Here is an 18,689-nt window from a genome sequence, read left to right on the forward strand (position 1 = left end):
TATCAATTATTATGGCTCATAACATCACCCGTTCGCCGTTTCCGAACTCTAAAAAAATCTATGTTGAAGGAAAAATACATCCGATCAATGTAGCAATGCGCAAAATAGAATTAAGTCCGACAAAACTATCCAACGGAACATTGGAACATAACCCTCCGGTTACAGTGTATGACACGTCAGGACCTTATACCGATGAAAATTCTGAAATCAACATCGAAAAAGGACTGCCAAGAATCCGTGAACAATGGATTTTAGACCGAAATGATGTAGACATCCTTGACGGAATTACCTCAGAGTACGGAAAAGCCCGCCTTGCAGATTCAAAATTAGATGAATTGAGATTTTCTTATAACCACAAACCCAAAATAGCAAAAGAAGGAAAACAGGTTACCCAATTATATTACGCAAAACAGGGAATCATAACACCTGAAATGGAATACGTTGCCATCAGGGAAAACCAGAGAATCGAGCAGCTGGATGCCGTTACAAAAGAAATGGCTTTTCAACATCAGGGAAATAGCTTTGGCGCAAAAACACCGAAGAATAAAATCACACCGGAGTTTGTAAGAGATGAAATTGCAGCAGGAAGAGCCATTATTCCCAACAATATCAATCACCCGGAAAGCGAACCGATGATTATCGGAAGAAATTTTCTGGTTAAAATTAATGCCAACATCGGCAACAGTGCCGTTTCATCAAGTATTGAAGAAGAGGTGGAAAAAGCAGTCTGGGCCTGCCGTTGGGGAGCAGATACGATAATGGATTTGTCTACCGGAAAAAATATTCACGAAACCAGAGAATGGATCATCAGAAACAGTCCGGTTCCGATCGGTACCGTTCCGATTTATCAGGCATTGGAAAAAGTAAAAGGCATAGCAGAAGATCTAACATGGGAAATTTTTAAAGATACGCTGATCGAACAGGCGGAACAGGGCGTTTCCTACTTCACGATTCACGCCGGTGTCTTATTGAGATATATTCATTTAACGGCAAAACGGGTTACGGGAATTGTCTCCAGAGGAGGCTCGATTATGGCAAAATGGTGTCTTTTTCATCACAAAGAAAACTTTTTGTACACCCATTTTGAGGAAATCTGTGAAATCATGAAAAAGTATGATGTTGCATTTTCTTTAGGCGACGGACTTCGTCCGGGTTCTATTGCTGATGCCAATGATGAAGCACAGTTTGCCGAACTCGAAACTTTGGGAGAATTAACAAAAATCGCATGGAAGCACAATGTTCAGGTCATGATCGAAGGTCCCGGCCATGTTCCGATGCACATGATTAAAGAAAATATGGAAAAGCAGCTGGAAGTTTGTGATGAAGCTCCGTTTTATACATTAGGACCTTTAACAACAGATATTGCACCGGGTTACGACCATATCACTTCAGGAATCGGAGCAGCAATGATCGGTTGGTTTGGTTGTGCTATGTTGTGTTATGTAACACCGAAAGAACATCTGGGACTTCCGAATAAAGAAGATGTGAAAGTAGGAGTGATTACTTATAAGCTGGCGGCCCACGCTGCAGACTTGGCGAAAGGACATCCCGGAGCACAGTATCGGGATAATGCATTAAGCAAAGCAAGATTCGAGTTCCGGTGGGAAGATCAGTTTAACCTTTCCCTTGATCCGGATACGGCAAGATCTTATCATGATGAGACGCTTCCGGCAGACGGGGCGAAAGTGGCACATTTCTGTTCAATGTGCGGACCAAAATTCTGTTCCATGAAGATTACCCAGGAAATCCGCGAATCTGCAGAAAAAGGAATGCTGGATAAATCCCAGGAATTCATCGAAAAAGGGAAGGAAATTTATATATGATCATCATTATCACTCCTGAAAAAATTGTTCCTAATGAAACTGAAGTCATCAACGAATTATTTCAGGAAGGTTTAGATCTGCTTCATATCAGAAAACCGTTCATGAATTTAGAAGAAATGAAGGATTTTATTCAAAAGATAAATTCTGAATTTCATCATCGCTTGGTTTTGCACAGTCATTATGATTTGGCTGAAAGGTGTAATATTTCAAGACTTCATTTCAGAGAAATTGACAGACAGAATAAATTGTATAGATCTTTCACAGATAAAATGATTTCTACTTCTGTTCATGATATTGAAACTTTTAACGAACTAAGTGAGAATTGGGAATATGCTTTTATCAGTCCTGTTTTTCCGAGTATTTCGAAAAAAGGATATGGAAAAGATTCAGAAATTTTAAATGATATAAAAAAAAGAGATAACTCAAATGTAAAATTAATTGCTTTAGGAGGAATTCATGAAAATAACATCAATGAAGTTTCAAACGATAATGTTGATGGAGTGGCCTTGCTAGGAGCAGTGTGGGAAAGTGACCAACCTTTAAATGTTTACAGAAAATGCAGGCAGCACGTCCTTTTGTTATGAGTATTGCCGGCTTCGATCCAAGCGGTGGAGCGGGTTTGCTGGCGGATGTTAAAACATTTGAACAGTTAAAAGTTCAGGGATTGGCTGTCTGTACGGCAATGACTTTACAAACAGAGTCAGATTTTTTTGGAATGCAGTGGCAACCTTTAGAAGAAATTTTAAACTCGATTCATTGTTTAATGAAAAACTATGATGTGAAGGCCGTAAAAATAGGGGTGGTAAAAAACGCGGAATTTTTAAATGAAATTATTAAGACAATCAAATTAAATAATCCTGAAGCTAAAATCGTTTGGGATCCGGTTCTGAAAAGCACCTCTGAATTTTCTTTTTTTGATTTAAATACGATTTCTCAACTGGGAAATGTTTTGCATCAACTTGATCTAATCACACCCAACTACAATGAATATAAGGTTTTAAAAGAAAATGACTTTTTTGAAAATTCACGAAATTCATATGCAATATTAATGAAGGGAGGTCATCGCGAAGAAAACGTAGGAACAGACATTTTAATCGAAAAAGATAATGAAATTTCAATTGAACCCCGTGATCGAAATTGTGTCTATTATCCCAAACACGGTTCAGGTTGTGTAATGTCCTCTGCAATTACAGGTCATTTAGCTTTAGACGAAAATTTGGAACAAGCTTGTCGAAAAGGGAAGATATATATTGAAAAATTTTTAACAAGCAATCCAACATTGTTAGGATTTCATTCTTAAATGAAACATTAAACTTAGCCCTTTGCCGAATGAACGAACGTGTCACTTAAAAACACTTAAAAAAACTTAATGCCGTTGCACTTAAAAATAAATGGAAAAATTACAATACATCTCTCAGGGTTTCACAATAGAAGAACAGGAAACCAATATCCGGAAAGCGCTCGATAATGGTGTAAACTGGATTCAGGTACGCTGGAAAAATGCTCCTGAAAGAGATTTTATTAAGCTCTGTGAAATTTCAAAAACATTATGCTCAGATAATCAGGCTGTTTGCATTATTAATGATCACGTTCAGATTGCAAAAGATATTGATGCAGACGGCGTTCATGTAGGGCTCAATGATATGTCAGTTGAAACAGCGAGATATATTTTAGGCGAAGATAAAATTATCGGAGGGACGGCCAATACATTTCAGGACGTTCTTCAACGAATGGTTGAATCCTGTGATTATATTGGTCTTGGTCCTCTAAGATTTACTACAACCAAGGAACAGCTGAGTCCGGTTTTAGGATTCAGGGGATATCAGAACATCATCCAAGAACTAAATGACAAATCACTTCAAATCCCTAGAATTTTTGCCATCGGCGGTGTGGTTTTGAACGATATAGAATTACTACAGCAGATCGGAATTTACGGAGTAGCCGTTTCGGGGCAGATTACAGAGCAGCCTTCTATCATTACCAAATTTAAAACAGCATTACAATGAATAATGAAAAATTAATAATAGCAGACAGAACCTTTGAATCAAGATTGTTTCTGGGAACAGGAAAATTTGGGAATCTTGCACAAATGACCAGTTCTATCATGGCATCAGGAAGCGAAATGGTAACCATGGCACTCAAGCGAATCGATTCACAATCTCCGGAAGACGATCTGCTTAACGCCATACAGCCGACAGGAGTTCATCTTTTGCCGAATACTTCAGGAGCGAGAACAGCTAAAGAAGCAGTTTTGGCTGCACAATTAGCCAGAGAAGCTTTGGAAACCAATTGGGTAAAACTCGAAATTCATCCCGATCCTAAATACCTGCTTCCTGATCCTATCGAGACGTTATATGCCACAGAAGAACTGGCAAAATTAGGATTTATCGTAATGCCATACATTCATGCCGATCCGGTTTTGTGCAAACGCCTGGAAGATGCGGGAACAGCGGTTGTGATGCCGTTGGGGGCACCGATCGGAACCAACAAAGGATTGAGAACACTCGATTTTTTAGAAATTATCATCAGCCAGAGTAATGTTCCCGTTGTAGTAGATGCAGGAATTGGGGCGCCCTCTGATGCGGCAAAAGCTATGGAAATGGGTGCTGATGCGGTTTTGGTGAATACGGCAATTGCAGTAGCCCAAAATCCTGTAAATATGGCATTGGCTTTTAAAGAAGGCGTCATTGCCGGAAGAAGAGCTTTTGAATCCGGATTAGGAGCGATAGCACAGCATGCTGAAGCTTCAAGCCCGCTGACTGCCTTTTTATTTGATTAAAATTAAATATGATGAAAAGTTTTAACGATTTTTTTGAAAAATATCAATGGGATGAGGTGAAAGTAAGACTTGAAAAAGTAACGCTGAATGATGTTGAAAAAAGTCTTCAGAAAAAAAATAAAACGATAGACGATTTTTTACATTTTATTTCGCCTGTTGCTTCTCAGAAACTGGAAGTAATGGCAAAAATGGCACAGCAAGTAACTCAAAAGCGATTTGGGAAAACCATTCAGTTGTATGCGCCGTTATACCTCAGCAATGAATGCCAGAATATCTGTACCTACTGCGGGTTCAGTCTGGATAATTCTATTAAAAGAAAAACACTTTCCGATGCAGAACTGATGATAGAAGCTTCGGTTTTAAAAGCAATGGGCGTTAATCATGTCTTGCTGGTAAGCGGTGAAGCCCATAAAACAGTCGGTATTGAAGATTTTCTGAATGCAGTCTGTCTTTTGAAACCCCATTTTGCCAATATTTCGGTTGAAGTACAGCCTTTATCAGAAGAAGAGTATCGGCAGCTCCATAAAGCAGGAGTGAACGCAGTTTTGGTTTATCAGGAAACCTATCATCAGGAAGTGTATAAGAAATATCATCCTAAAGGAAAAAAATCAAACTTCGGCTTCCGCCTGGAAACACCGGACAGAATAGGAAGTGCCGGAATTCATAAGATCGGGCTGGGAGTTTTACTGGGACTGGAAGACTGGAGAATCGATAGTTTTTTTAATGCATTTCATATTGATTATCTTCAGAAAAATTATTGGAAGAGCAAATATTCGGTTTCATTTCCGAGACTGCGGCCTGCCGAAGGGATCATTGAACCTAATTTTATCATGGAAGATAAAGATTTGCTTCAGCTGATCTGTGCGTACCGAATCTGGAATGAAGATCTGGAAATTTCAATTTCGACAAGAGAAAATGAAAAATTCAGGAATCACATTATTTCATTAGGAGCAACAACAATGAGCGCAGCTTCTAAAACCAATCCGGGTGGCTATTCAGTAGATAAAGAATCGTTGGAACAATTTGAGACCAGCGATGAAAGAAGTATGGATGAAATTAAAAATATTATTAAAAAAGCAGGCTACGATCCCGTAATGAAAGACTGGGACTCGGTTTATAGTGGGATTTAACTTGAATTATTAAGATTTATTTAAAAAGTTTAGAAAAATTAAGCTTTTTGCAAGAAAATAATAGGATAATATATACTTAAAATAAAGTCTGTTTAAACTTTTATTTAACCGCAAAAGTAACAAAGATCAACTAAACTTTTATTTAAAGTTGGTGATTATAAATAAAAAGACCACAATAGTTTTTAAAAATCTCTGATTTTTATTCTTTTGGGCACTTTGATTATTCTGGAAATCGCTTTATCATTATCTTTTGTGCCTTTTGCGGTTAATTCTAAGATTAGTTTAAACAAGTTAGATTTAAATATTCCTTAACTAAGCTTTGCTCCTTAAATAAATTTTAATGGTTTAAAAATAAAAATTATAATGAAAAATGAAGACACCTTTGCCCGCTACAGCCGACAGATCTTTATCGAAGAAATCGGTCTGGAAGGTCAAAGAAAAATACTAAATTCTAAAGTTTTGGTAATTGGTGCAGGAGGCTTAGGCAGTCCGGTCATTCAATATCTTGCTGCTGCGGGAGTCGGCACTCTGGGTGTTGCAGATTTTGATAAGGTAGAGCTTCACAATTTAAACCGACAAATTATTCACAATGAAAATACAGTTGGAATGTCTAAAGTAAAAAGTGCTGAAAATTTTGTCAGAACCTTAAATCACCAGATTCAATATATTGGCATTGAACAAAAAATTGATGAAACAAACGCTGAAGAAATGATTTCCGAATTTGATATCGTCGTTGACGGTTCCGATAATTTTACAACGAGATATCTGGTTAATGATATTTGCGTAAAACTTCATAAACCTCTGGTCTATGGAAGTATTCTCGGGTTTTCCGGACAGGTTGCAATTTTTAACTACAACGGAAGCAAAAATTTAAGAGATATTTTTCCGGAGCCTCCTGTTGATGAAGATTTTCCTGACTGTGACAGCCTTGGTGTTCTAGGCCCATTACCGGGAATTGTCGGAAGCATGATGGCAAATTTAACAATAAAGATCATTACGGATCTGCCACTGCAACTGAATCAGATAACTCTGATTGACACATTAAACTGGCGCTTTCAGACTATTGATTTTTAAGCAAAATTTAATATTCCAGGGATGGTACGGATAAATATTGCTTCTTAAGTTTTGGCTAAAGCCGTCAAGAAGTAATATAGAAAAAGCGGACTAAAGTCCGCTCCAATTGATAAAATGTCGTATTAAAAATTATGCGAAACATTTAATGTTTGCAACTATTGTCCCTGCTGCATCACTCCGCCATTTTCCTCTTTTTTTGTCTGATTCAGGATATTGGCGTCTTCTTTAGCCAGTTTGTTTTTTGTTGGAATTTTATAATTTACAGATAATCCGAAGTTTCTCGTATCGTACTTACTTCTAAGAAAAACGGATTCTCCGGAAGGCGGGTTCGAGCGTACCTGCATTACCTGTCCGTTGAAAATATCATTGGCGAACACCGAAACAGTCAGGCGGTTATCCATGAACTTCTTCGTTAACGTAAGGTCAAAAGAATTGTTGAAAGGTTTTTCTGCCGTAAAATAGAAGTATCCTGCTTTTGGTGTTAAATAACTGTAATTGGCAGTCAGCTTTATTTCTTTCGGTAAAATGATTTGTGTCATCAGATTGAAAATCCAGAAACCTTTATTGTTCAGATTGTCAATGTCATGTTTCTGGTAACCTGCGTAAATGTACATGAAATTAATTTTGTCCGGATTAAAATTAAACTTCATAATCTCACTCAGAGGTTTGCTGAAGATCATAAACGGAACAGGCAGTCCGACATTAAAATTGTGAATTCGCATGTCTGAAATATTGATCTGCTCATTAAACAGGTTTTTCCCGTCTTTTCTGATAATCTGGGCTACCTGATTTTTAGCTGAACTCACACTATATCCGATGAATGCATAATCGAACGCGGAAATCTTCAGTTCATAATTATCAAAAATAGTAGGCTGAAGGTTAGGGTTACCGGTCACCTGCGTGTTCGGTCCCTGGAAGGTTACGTTATTCGGGTTCAGTGCGGAAATGCTTGGCAGGCTTATTTTCTTATTGTAATTTGCTGCTACATAGACCTGGTTCATCAGATTGTACTGAACGCTTGCATTCGGAAATAATTTAAATTTATTAAACGGAATAAGGTCTGCTTCGATCAGATTTTCACCTTTATTAAATCTTGTAATCCCGGAAATATCATAATCTTCTGCCCTGGTTCCCAATATGAAGTCGAATTTTTTAAGCTTTGCCTGGAATTCCAGGTAAGTAGCTGCCGTTTGTCTCGTGTAATCCAGATTGGTGATTCCCTTGCTTTCCGTATTGAAGCTCTGATGTTCATATAAACCGCCTAAGCTTACTTTTCCGCCATCAAGAATATTCAGCGGTTGAGAATAATCCACTTTAAAATTGGCAACTCTCATATCAGAGGTGTTATCCAGAACATTCCCCAAAGAGATCCTTGGTTCCGATAAACCGGTATCGGCATATTTCTTATCTCTGAAAATATTATCCTGGGCAAACTTACTGTCGGATTTTGTATAGCCAAACTGGAAATCCAGCTTTTGAGCCTTGTCTGAGAAACGCTTTTGGTAAGTAATTACTGCTTCCTGTCTTGTGGAAAGCGTATGTGCAGCATCGGATGCATCAAAACTAAAATCTCTGTACGTAAATTGTTGCGGATTCGTGTTCGGAATCGGTTGGGCTTCCTGTCCGTCTCCGTCACTTAATGTGTAATTGTCATTATTGTTATGGTAAATATCATAATTTACAAGCAACCGGTCCTGTCCCAAGTCAAAAGTCAATCCAGATTTTGCAAAATATCCTCTTCCGAATCTGTCGGTATTGCTCGTTAAAAGATTATCCTGCTTGCCGCTCAGCATACTTTCACGATAATTTTGGCCTATATTTAACTGCCATCCGAAGATTTTATTTCTTGCATTTAAATTGAGGGAATTGCTCGTTCTGCTTCTATATTTATCGTAATTTGTAAAAGAGTAGTTGCCGGAATAGGTTGCCGTTAAATATTTATTAGCATTTTTATTGGTAATAATATTCATAATCGCACCTCCGGAAGTAGCGGGAAATTCGGCGCCTGGCTGGGTGATCACTTCAATTCGGTCCACGGAATTAGCAGGCATACCTTCGAGAAAAGAATTCAGTTCGTTGGAGGTTATATTTAAAGGCCTTCCATTAAGGAATACATCCAGCACCTTTCCCTGATACATCATTCCTGCAATATCAGTAGAAACAAGCCCCGGGAGCTTTTTGATACCTTCCAATACATTTCCATTATTGAGTTGCGGCTGCTCGGAGAAATCGAAGATTGTACGGTCGGCTTTTTGCTCAACGGCTTTTTTAGTTTTAGTGATGGTTACCCCTTCAATTTGTTTTTCCTTTACCTGGCTGTTAGACTTTTCCTGAGCGAATATCAGGACACTACTCAGTAATGATAAAGCAGTTATTGTTTTTTTCATAATGTTTTCTACTACCAGGTTAGACGCATGAAATTTATTTTTGTTACAGGGTAAAGGCTTTATTTTATATACTTTAAAACAGATTCGGGTCTATATTTGGGGCTCCTCCTCAGGAAATCCATGAAAAATGCGGTATGGGTGCCTCCCATCAGCAGTACGATGCGATCATTTTTATTGATGTTGATCTTATTGAAGTTTGAGAACATGACGAGGTTTCGGTGATACATTTTAGCAGCCTCGTCGGCCCCTTCGTTCCTGTCTTTTGTGGAGACATAAGTCAGCAAATCTGCATTAACGTTAATCAGCATATCCAGCATTTGAGGATGATTGTTGAGTTTAAACAGTTCGCGGAAGGTCATTTTATCCTCTGGGTATTTTTTCTCAGCGGCATCCACCAGTGCGCCATATCGCTCATAGGTGGCATCGTCTCGTTTGTTCTTAAGGTGATAGTAGAGGCTGTAGTCGTATCCTTCCTTATAATCTATACCGAAAATTTTAGAGGTTCCGGACAGTCTTCCGATTTCGAAAGCCAGCAGCTCGATCTCGCCTGGGTTTTGGTATTGTTTTTCCGGATTCTGAAGATATTTCAGGTATTCTTCGTTAAGAGCAGTGTTGTTTTCGGGAAGATCTTCCACTACGATAATGGACGGCCTGAATGCGGCAATCTCTGCGGCGATTTCATGAATCCTTCTTTTATTTTCTGCGTTGTGCTCATCAAATTTAGTAGTGTTTGCATCAGAAGTACTGCCCATGTGAAAGGTAGCGATATTTAAAACAGGAACGGCATCATCAAATTTATCTTTAAACTGAAACGTTTGGGCCTGCAAAGAAGCTGCTAGGGCAAGAAAGAGCGTGGTAAAATGTATTGTTTTCATGTAATAATGGCTAAATTCTCTAATGTACGGTGAGCTGCTCAAATTTTTATTTTAAAGAATCGAATTCTGTATAATCGAAATCAGGAGATGATGTGAATAGCTGTCTCAGAACAGAAGCGTGCCCATTGCCTACAATTACCAGCAATCTGTCTTCGGGCTGATGCGGAATATTCTGAATATTTCTGAACATTCTCAGGTTTCTGTCGTACCAATACAACGCCAGCATATCGGCACCGTCATGTTCTCTCAGCTTAAAATCGCCGCTCAGGTATGCCCCGTATTCATGCTGATGGTATTCTTTTCCGTTCGTATATTTGAAAAGATCCAGCAGCGATCTGAAGTTTTTGGGTTCCGAGCTTTTAAAGAAAATATTGTACTGTTTTGAAACAGGATCATCGCTTTGAAAGTCGTATTCTGCAGTCAGGTTCTTGAAATATATCGAATCGGTCTTGGCAAATTTTTCCTGCAGATCATCCAGCACCGAATTTGCATCTATGCTGTACAGCTCGTTTATCTTAAGCTCTTTCGCAATACGCATGGCCAGCTGATACCGCTCATCCCTTTTATCGGCATACTTCCCTTCATTGTATTCTTTAAGCTTCTGGTTGGCATTCCATTCAGGAAATGCTTCGATAGCAATTTTGGTCGGCTTGAACTTTTTAATATACTCTACAAGCGCTGTTACTTCTTTTGCTGTTTTTGGCGACAGAACATCCACCTGATCTCCTTTTTCAGTCTTGTGTGCATCGAGATTAGGATAATCAAAATGAAAGGACCCCACGACGAGTACTTTTGTTTTGGCACCGGGAAAATATTCCGCCGGTTTTTTCTGAGCGGTAATAATTGTTGATAAACAAATCAAAAATGTGCATACTAATGTTTTCATGAATAATTGATTGAGGTTAATAAATAAATGATGATATCATTTAAAATGATAATCGGTACTGTTTTTTGCAAAATTATTGTTTGCCATCAGAAAGACTGCTGCCATTTCGACCAACCGTCCTAAAACAGATGCAAAATAAACTCATCGGGAAAAAGGGACGGTTTATCGAAGAAACAGCGTACATTTTCATAGAAAGTCTATTTTTGCGGTATGAAAAACAGCAAACTGCTTTATCTGCATATTTTCTTTTGGTCGATCTATATTATTGGAGCGGTTCTGATTCCCTATTTTGTCTTCCATTCCAACGCTACTATATTTAATATAACCTTCTTTATCACCAGTTTCATCTGTTTTTACGTCAACTATTTTATTGTTGTTCCCAGGTTTTTTGATGCCGACAAAATTTATAAATCTTTTATTGCCTTTTTCCTGAGCATAAGTTCTTTTGTATTGGTGAGATATTTTGCGGAAGAATGGTTTCTGCCAACGTTTTTCGGGATAAGGAATTATGCAGAAGAGACAGGTTTTGTCTTTTATTTCTTCGATAATATTTTTTACAGCAGTACCACGATCTTTATCAGTACTACCTTTTGGTTTTTTAAATATTCCATTATTGCAGAAGAAGAAAAGTCTCAGCTTATTGAAGCCCGGAAAACCGCAGAGTTACAGGCGCTGAAAACCCAGATAAATCCTCATTTTATTTTTAATTCTTTAAATAATATCTACTCGCTCGTATATCAGAAGTCGGATAATGCATTGCCTGCCATTGAAGAACTGAGTCGCCTGCTGCGATACAGTACAAAAGATCTCGGCGAAGACCGGATTGCCTTGGAAAAAGAAATAGGCTATATCGAAAGTCTCATAGCTTTGGAAAAACTCAGGATTAAAAATCCGGAACTGTTGGTCATTGAAAAGAAGATTCTTCATCCGGATCTCAGCATTTCGCCGATGATCTTGGTTCCGTTCGTTGAAAATGCTTTCAAGCATGGCGATTTCCGTGATAAAGGTTTTAATGTAAATATTTCTGATGAAAACAAAATGCTGCAATTTTATCTTTTAAATTATAAAAAAGAGAAAATAAAGGATCAGATATCAGGAATTGGGATTGAAAATGTGAGAAAAAGGCTGGAAATTTTATATCCTAAAAAATACTCATTGGATATCAAAGATTCTGAAACGGAATTTATTGTTGATTTAAAAATTGATTTACGGAATGAAGACCATTAAATGTATCATTGTTGATGATGAGCCGCTGGCTGTCTCTTTGCTGGAAAATTATATCCGGGAAATGCCTTCTCTTGAACTTGTTTTTTCAACGGTGAATCCTATAGACGCTCTGGAGTATATTCAGCGGAACAATGCGGATCTTGTTTTTCTCGATATTCAGATGCCGGAACTTTCGGGAATTAATTTTATGAAAATTGTGGGCGATAAAATGAAATATATTTTAACAACAGCCTATTCAGAATACGCTTTGGAAGGATATGACCATCATATTGTCGATTATCTCCTGAAGCCGATTTCATTCGAACGTTTTTCTAAAAGTGCAGAAAAGGCACAGGAACGGTTCATATTAAATGTACTGGAACAAAATCACTTTTTTGTAAAATCTTCCGGGCAGCAGCACAGAATCTGCTTTGAAGATATTTTATATGTTGAGAGCATCAGAGATTATGTAAATGTCAAAACGGCCAAAGAAGAGTTTATTGTCTTAGATACCCTGAAGTCAATGGAACAGCAGCTTCCTGAAAACTCCTTTGTCAGGATTCACAAATCTTTTATCGTTAATCTCAATCATATCAAAACTATCGGAGCCAAAAAGATCATCGTCCATCCGGAACATGAGATTCCGATAGGGGAGAGTTACAGGATGAATTTTCTAAATCGTATCAAGTAAAAAAGCAACTTCAATTTGAAGTTGCTTTTTCTATTATTAATTAAATCTAACAATTAATTTTCTTGTTGCTTAATCAGGTTTAATGCAGAACCTGCTTTAAACCATTCAATCTGCTGATCGTTGTAGGTATGGTTTGCCATAACGATGTCTTTAGATCCGTCTGCATGAACGAATTCTAACGTAAGTTGTTTTCCCGGAGCAAACTGCTCAAGATCAAGGAAATTCACGGTATCGTCCTCCTGGATTTTATCATAATCGGCTTCATTAGCGAAAGTTAATCCTAACATTCCTTGTTTTTTAAGGTTTGTTTCGTGGATTCTTGCAAATGATTTTACCAATACTGCTTTTACCCCAAGGTGTCTTGGTTCCATTGCAGCATGCTCTCTTGAAGAACCTTCTCCGTAATTCTGGTCACCTACAACAATTGAAGGAATTCCCGCAGCCTTATAAGCTCTCTGTACAGCAGGAACTTCACCGTATTCACCGGTAAGCTGGTTTTTCACTTTGTTGGTTTCCATGTTGTAAGCGTTTACCGCTCCGATCAGCATGTTGTTGGAAATATTATCTAAGTGACCTCTGTATTTCAACCATGGTCCTGCCATGGAAATGTGGTCGGTCGTACATTTTCCGAATGCTTTGATCAAAACTTTGGCACCCGAGATGTTTTTACCGTCCCAAGTCGGGAACTCTTCTAATAGCTGAAGTCTGTCTGAAGTTGGACTTACATTTACCACAACATGAGAACCGTCCTGTGATGGAGCCTGGTAACCGTTGTCTTCAACAGCGAAACCTTTAGATGGCAATTCAGAACCTTCTGGCTCGTCTAATTTGATCTGCTCACCTGCTTCGTTGGTTAAAGTATCTGTAATTGGGTTAAAGTCTAATCTTCCGGAAATCGCTACTGCAGCTACCATTTCAGGAGAAGCTACGAAAGCGTGTGTATTCGGGTTACCGTCTGCTCTTTTCGCAAAGTTTCTGTTGAAAGAGTGAATAATAGAGTTTTTCTCTCCTTTTTCAGCACCTTCTCTATCCCATTGCCCGATACATGGTCCGCATGCATTGGTAAAGATTCTTGCGTTTTCAAATTTTCTGAAAGAATCAAGGAAACCGTCTCTTTCAGCAGTATATTTTACCTGCTCAGAACCTGGGTTGATCCCTAAGATGGCTTTAGGCTTAACACCTTTTGCAACGGCATCTTCCACGATAGAAGCAGCTCTTGATAAATCTTCGTAAGAAGAGTTGGTACAAGATCCGATCAAAGCCCATTCAACCTCAAGCGGCCATCCGTTAGCTTCTGCTTTTGCTCTGAATTCAGAAACAGGTGTTGCCAAATCCGGAGTGAAAGGTCCGTTTAAGTGAGGGGTCAATTCAGAAAGATTGATTTCTATTAATTGGTCAAAATATTGTTCAGGGTTTGCATACACTTCAGGGTCACCTGTTAAGTGCTCAGCAATCTGGTCGGCAGCATCTACTACATCCTGTCTTCCTGTAGAAGCAAGATATCTTCTCATAGAATCGTCGTATCCGAAGGTAGAAGTCGTAGCACCGATTTCAGCACCCATGTTACAGATGGTTCCTTTTCCTGTTGCGGAAAGAGATTCTGCTCCTTCTCCGAAATATTCTACGATGCATCCTGTACCTCCTTTTACGGTAAGGATTCCTGCTACTTTAAGGATAACGTCTTTTGCAGAAGTCCATCCGGACATTTTTCCGGTAAGTTTTACCCCGATCAGTTTTGGCATTTTAAGTTCCCATGCCATACCTGCCATTACATCTACTGCATCAGCACCTCCTACACCAATTGCCACCATTCCTAAACCTCCTGCATTTACCGTGTGAGAATCGGTACCGATCATCATACCGCCAGGGAAAGCATAGTTTTCCAATACTACCTGGTGAATGATTCCGGCTCCCGGTTTCCAGAAACCGATTCCGTATTTATCGCAAACAGAACTCAAAAAATTGAAAACTTCTGAGTTTTTATTGATACCTTCCTGTAAATCTTTATCAGCACCTACCTTGGCCTGGATAAGGTGATCTGCGTGAGCCGTTGAAGGAACAGCTACTTTCGCTTTACCTGCCTGCATAAACTGCAACAGCGCCATCTGTGCGGTTGCATCCTGCATTGCTACTCTGTCCGGTGCAAAATCTACATAAGAATTTCCTCTCTCATACGCCTGTGTAGCATTTCCTTCCCAAAGGTGAGTGTATAATATTTTTTCTGATAATGTAAGAGGTTTTCCCACTATCTGTCTTGCTGTTGCAATCCTTTCAGGGTAACGCTCGTACACTTTTTTGATCATATCGATATCAAATGTCATATCTCAAAAACGTTTTAAAATTATCAAACAATTATAAATGTTCCCAAAATTACGAAATTTTAATATTTTATGGGAGTTATATTATTTAGATTCTTTATAAATATGAGTTTTATAATATCTATTTTCATTGTATTTTTGCAGATACTATGGGTTTAAAAAAGATAATTCAGGTTCTAGGTGTCTTGATTTCGGCAGCTGTTTTTTCTCAGAAATCGACTCCGAAAAAAGTACCTGTAAAAAAGAAGACGGTAGCTGTTGCAAAAAATGAAGTATTACCTGTTGTCAATCAGGATCTTCCTTTGTTGATTCCAAAGAAAAAAGACGGGAACTTCGGATACGTTAATCAGAAAGGTAAATTTATCATCCCGCCGGAATATCATATTGCGGTTTTCTTTTATGAGGACTGCACTCTTCTGAATTCTCCTAATGAAAAGCTTCGGAAATTCGGGACCGCAGACTATGCAACGGTAGAAAAAGATGAAATCTCATACAGGGTCGATAAAAAAGGCAAAAGAGTATATCGTTTCCGACAGGAAGATCTGGGAAAATGTGTTCATAAAGAATATATTCAGCAGCTGTATCAGGCTTATATTTTAAATGGTTTTTACGGAATTATTGAAAAAGCTACTTTTAAAGATCCGTCAGATTACAGGCAGTTCCAGATTTATCCCCAGTATGAATATCTCTTTATTCTCGAAGGTGATGATGTTGCCAATCCGATGATTGTTGCTTCAAAAAACAATAGGTTCGGCGTTATTGATGTACACAACAGAGTGGTTATTCCTTTTGAATACAGCGACATCAAACGTAATTTCAGCTGGAAACTCGGTAAAATGTTTGATGTTTCAAAAGACGGAAAAAATTATTACTATATCGACTCAAATAATAATACCTATTAAATTTACCCTTAAAAAATATGGGGGTTTCGTCTTAAAAAGTATTTTTCTAATGTAAAACTTGTAGTTTTAACTTAAATCTTATAATATTTTTGTAATTTTGCGGCAGAAATAAAGGGGTGCTGTCGTAAGCTGAGATTATACCCAATGAACCTGGAACGGGTAATGCCGTTTAGGGAAACATGTAAATAATTGATAGATGATTATTGATAATTTATTAGCAAGAAATAAAAATCAATCATCTTTTATCATTAATCATTTATAGATAATCCGCCCCTTTTATTCATTAAATGTTAAAATTTATAGAATGAAAGGATTATTTTTTTTAGGCCTAACTGTAGGCGCAGCTGCCTTTATCCAGGCACAAAATACCGATTCCTTAAAAATAAAGGAAATTGAAGCCGTTAATTTTACCAGGAGACTTCCCGTAGCCAAAGAAATCATTAATGTTCAGAAAGATCTCGACAGCAGGAATCTTGGACAGGATCTTCCGATTCTCCTTAAAAATCAGACTTCCGTTATATCTACATCAGATGCCGGGAATGGAGTCGGCTATACCGGTTTCAGAATCAGAGGTGTTTCCGGAAGCGGAATCAATGTTATGATGAATGGTGTGCCGTACAACGACTCCGAGAGTCAGGGGACGTTTTTCGTCAATGTTCCTGATCTTACGAGTTTGGCTTCGCAAATTCTTATTCAGCGAGGAGTTGGTACTTCCAACAATGGCTCTGCTGCCTTCGGGGCAAGCGTTAATGTCATCCTGAAAGATCCTGAAGAAAAATTTTATGTAAAGACGGACGACAGCTACGGATCTTTTAATACTTACAAATACTCTGCAGAAATCGGATCCGGAAAATTCTGGGGAAACCGGCTTTCGGTAATGGGAAGATATACACATATCAATTCAGACGGATATATCGACAGGGCTTTTTCAAAACTGCATTCCTATAGCTTCACGGCTTTATATGAGGAAGGAAATACAAGGATCCGTTTAATGGCTTTCGGGGGAAAAGAGAAAACCTACCAGGCCTGGAACGGAATCGACCGAAAAACGTGGGAAACCGATCCTAAATTCAATTACTCCGGAGCAATTTATGATGCTAATGGAGATAATATTGTAGGGTTTTACGACAACGAGACCGATAATTATCAACAAAACCACTATCATTTGCTTTGGGAACAGAAATTCAATGATAAATGGAACCTCGAAACCACCGTACATTATACCAAAGGAAAAGGATATTACGAAAACTATAAGCAGGATGCGAAGTTTTCAAAATATAATCTGCCCAACTTCTTAAATGGTTCCCAAACTCTGACGCGAACAGACTTTATCAGGAAAAAATGGCTGAATAATGATTTTTATGGCATCGTATCAACGCTTTATGGAAAGCTGGGAACGGTTGATGTAAACTTCGGGGCAGTTGCCAATCAGTACTACGGAAGGCATTTCGGAAATGTAACAGGCGTTTTCATACCTCAGATTGATGAACATGAGTATTACAGAAACCGCTCCGTGAAAAATGAAGTGGCAGGTTTTGCAAAAGCCTTGGTAAGAGTAAACGATTTCGAATTTTTCGGAGACCTGCAATTGAGAAATGTAGATTACGATACAAAAATCATTACTTCAGGAGACGGGGAAGGAGCAGATTTAAACAAAAACTGGCTGTTCTTCAATCCAAAAGCGGGAATCAATTATAGAATTCCGTCAGGAAAAATTTTTGTTTCTTATGCACACGCCCACCGCGAACCCAACAGGGACGATCTTCTCGCAAATAATGACGTAAAAGCCGAAAAGCTTCACGATTTTGAAGCCGGTCTCGAAAAACAGTTTGGGCCTGTATCTTTCACCGCCAATCTCTACTATATGTATTATGTCAATCAGCTTGTTCTAAATGGCGAGCTGAACAATGTAGGTGCATTCATCAGAACCAATTCCGGGAAAAGTTTCCGAAGCGGGATCGAGCTCGGAGCATTGGCTAAAATTTCAAAACAGTGGGAACTTAACGGAAATGTAAGTTTCAGTAACAACAGGAATTTGGACTTTAAAGTAGAAAATGAAAACGGCATTCAGGATCTTGGGAATACACAGATTTCCTTCTCTCCGGACGTGATTGCCAATCTTTCAGTGAAATTCAACCCAAATAAAAATTTCCAGTTTGCCTTACTTAATCAGTATGTCGGAAAACAGTATCTGGATAATTCGGAAGATCGCAGCCTCCAGCTGAACGATTATTTCCTTACCGATTTTAATGCACAGTACCAGTTTAAAATCAAAAACAACGATATCGCGCTCAAGCTTCTTGTTAATAATATATTTAACAGAAAATACGTTAATAACGGAGCGGTATGGGACAGTGAACCCTATTATTTTTCACAGGCAGGAACCAATTTCATGTTCGGCATCAGCTGGAAAATACAATAACCATCAGGCTATATTGAAATAATTATAGTAAAAAGTAAAGTTAGATTAAGGCTGCTTCGGCGGCCTTTTTTTTTGGATTTTATCAGAATTATTTTTTAGAAGCTTTTTCCCGCTTTCCGCACTCGCTATTTCTTTATTTTCGGGTGCGCGGCGGCGAAGCCGCCGCGCACCCGAAAATAAAGAAATGAGCTCAGAC

The 18,689-nt window shown here is 38.4% G+C and carries 15 protein-coding genes; 11 read left to right on the plus strand and 4 right to left on the minus strand.

The annotated features are described in order from the left end of the window. Positions 1-11 precede the first annotated feature (11 nt). From thiC to ACYT6F_RS06815, 7 genes are all read left to right on the plus strand, one after another. Entirely contained in the window at positions 12-1,823 is a 1,812-nt protein-coding gene (thiC, locus tag ACYT6F_RS06785; protein ID WP_472600472.1) for a phosphomethylpyrimidine synthase ThiC, read from the plus strand. After that, a complete protein-coding gene (locus ACYT6F_RS06790) occupies positions 1,820-2,407 on the plus strand; it encodes a thiamine phosphate synthase (RefSeq protein WP_472600473.1) in 588 nt (195 codons plus the stop codon). The genes thiC and ACYT6F_RS06790 overlap by 4 nt, the downstream gene beginning before the upstream one ends. Beyond that, on the plus strand, positions 2,380-3,123 hold the full coding sequence (locus tag ACYT6F_RS06795) for a hydroxymethylpyrimidine/phosphomethylpyrimidine kinase (RefSeq protein WP_472600474.1): 744 nt from the start codon (positions 2,380-2,382) through the stop codon (positions 3,121-3,123). Before ACYT6F_RS06790 ends, ACYT6F_RS06795 begins: the two co-directional genes overlap by 28 nt. Before the next feature lie 91 nt (positions 3,124-3,214). Then, complete coding sequence (gene thiE, locus ACYT6F_RS06800) at positions 3,215-3,829, plus strand: thiamine phosphate synthase (RefSeq protein ID WP_472600475.1); 615 nt, start codon at positions 3,215-3,217, stop codon at positions 3,827-3,829. Beyond that, positions 3,826-4,602, plus strand: coding sequence for a thiazole synthase (locus tag ACYT6F_RS06805; RefSeq protein WP_472600476.1), 777 nt, complete (start codon positions 3,826-3,828; stop codon positions 4,600-4,602). Before thiE ends, ACYT6F_RS06805 begins: the two co-directional genes overlap by 4 nt. Before the next feature lie 11 nt (positions 4,603-4,613). Further along, positions 4,614-5,732 (plus strand): 2-iminoacetate synthase ThiH, encoded by a 1,119-nt coding sequence (thiH, locus tag ACYT6F_RS06810; protein ID WP_472601103.1) that lies wholly within the window; start codon positions 4,614-4,616, stop codon positions 5,730-5,732. A gap of 363 nt (positions 5,733-6,095) precedes the next feature. Next, on the plus strand, positions 6,096-6,806 hold the full coding sequence (locus ACYT6F_RS06815) for a HesA/MoeB/ThiF family protein (protein WP_472600477.1): 711 nt from the start codon (positions 6,096-6,098) through the stop codon (positions 6,804-6,806). A 155-nt stretch (positions 6,807-6,961) separates the two neighbouring features. On the opposite strand, the gene ACYT6F_RS06820 is transcribed toward ACYT6F_RS06815, so the two are convergent. From ACYT6F_RS06820 to ACYT6F_RS06830, 3 genes are read right to left on the minus strand one after another with little or no spacing between them, the layout of a single operon-like run. Next, positions 6,962-9,193 carry an outer membrane beta-barrel protein gene (locus tag ACYT6F_RS06820; protein ID WP_472600478.1) on the minus strand — a complete coding sequence of 744 codons (2,232 nt, stop codon included), beginning with the start codon at positions 9,191-9,193 and terminating at the stop codon, positions 6,962-6,964. A 59-nt stretch (positions 9,194-9,252) separates the two neighbouring features. Continuing rightward, positions 9,253-10,068 (minus strand): DUF5694 domain-containing protein, encoded by an 816-nt coding sequence (locus ACYT6F_RS06825; protein ID WP_472600479.1) that lies wholly within the window; start codon positions 10,066-10,068, stop codon positions 9,253-9,255. 46 nt (positions 10,069-10,114) lie between these two features. After that, entirely contained in the window at positions 10,115-10,954 is an 840-nt protein-coding gene (locus ACYT6F_RS06830) for a DUF5694 domain-containing protein (protein WP_472600480.1), read from the minus strand. A 210-nt stretch (positions 10,955-11,164) separates the two neighbouring features. Between ACYT6F_RS06830 and ACYT6F_RS06835 the strand changes: the two genes are divergently transcribed. Then, positions 11,165-12,181 carry a sensor histidine kinase gene (locus tag ACYT6F_RS06835; RefSeq protein WP_472600481.1) on the plus strand — a complete coding sequence of 339 codons (1,017 nt, stop codon included), beginning with the start codon at positions 11,165-11,167 and terminating at the stop codon, positions 12,179-12,181. Beyond that, positions 12,168-12,851, plus strand: coding sequence for a LytR/AlgR family response regulator transcription factor (locus ACYT6F_RS06840; RefSeq protein ID WP_472600482.1), 684 nt, complete (start codon positions 12,168-12,170; stop codon positions 12,849-12,851). Before ACYT6F_RS06835 ends, ACYT6F_RS06840 begins: the two co-directional genes overlap by 14 nt. Before the next feature lie 53 nt (positions 12,852-12,904). On the opposite strand, the gene ACYT6F_RS06845 is transcribed toward ACYT6F_RS06840, so the two are convergent. Further along, the gene (locus tag ACYT6F_RS06845; protein ID WP_472600483.1) at positions 12,905-15,172 is read right to left on the minus strand and encodes an aconitate hydratase; all 2,268 of its coding nucleotides are present in this window, start codon (positions 15,170-15,172) and stop codon (positions 12,905-12,907) included. Positions 15,173-15,318: 146 nt separating this feature from the next. Here ACYT6F_RS06845 and ACYT6F_RS06850 point away from each other — a divergent pair, with 146 nt between their 5' ends. Then, positions 15,319-16,071, plus strand: a complete 753-nt coding sequence (locus ACYT6F_RS06850) for a WG repeat-containing protein (protein WP_472600484.1) — start codon at positions 15,319-15,321, stop codon at positions 16,069-16,071. A 304-nt stretch (positions 16,072-16,375) separates the two neighbouring features. Then, a complete protein-coding gene (locus ACYT6F_RS06855; RefSeq protein ID WP_472600485.1) occupies positions 16,376-18,493 on the plus strand; it encodes a TonB-dependent receptor in 2,118 nt (705 codons plus the stop codon). Positions 18,494-18,689 lie beyond the last annotated feature (196 nt).

The organism is Chryseobacterium sp. NG-CE01, from assembly GCF_055695505.1.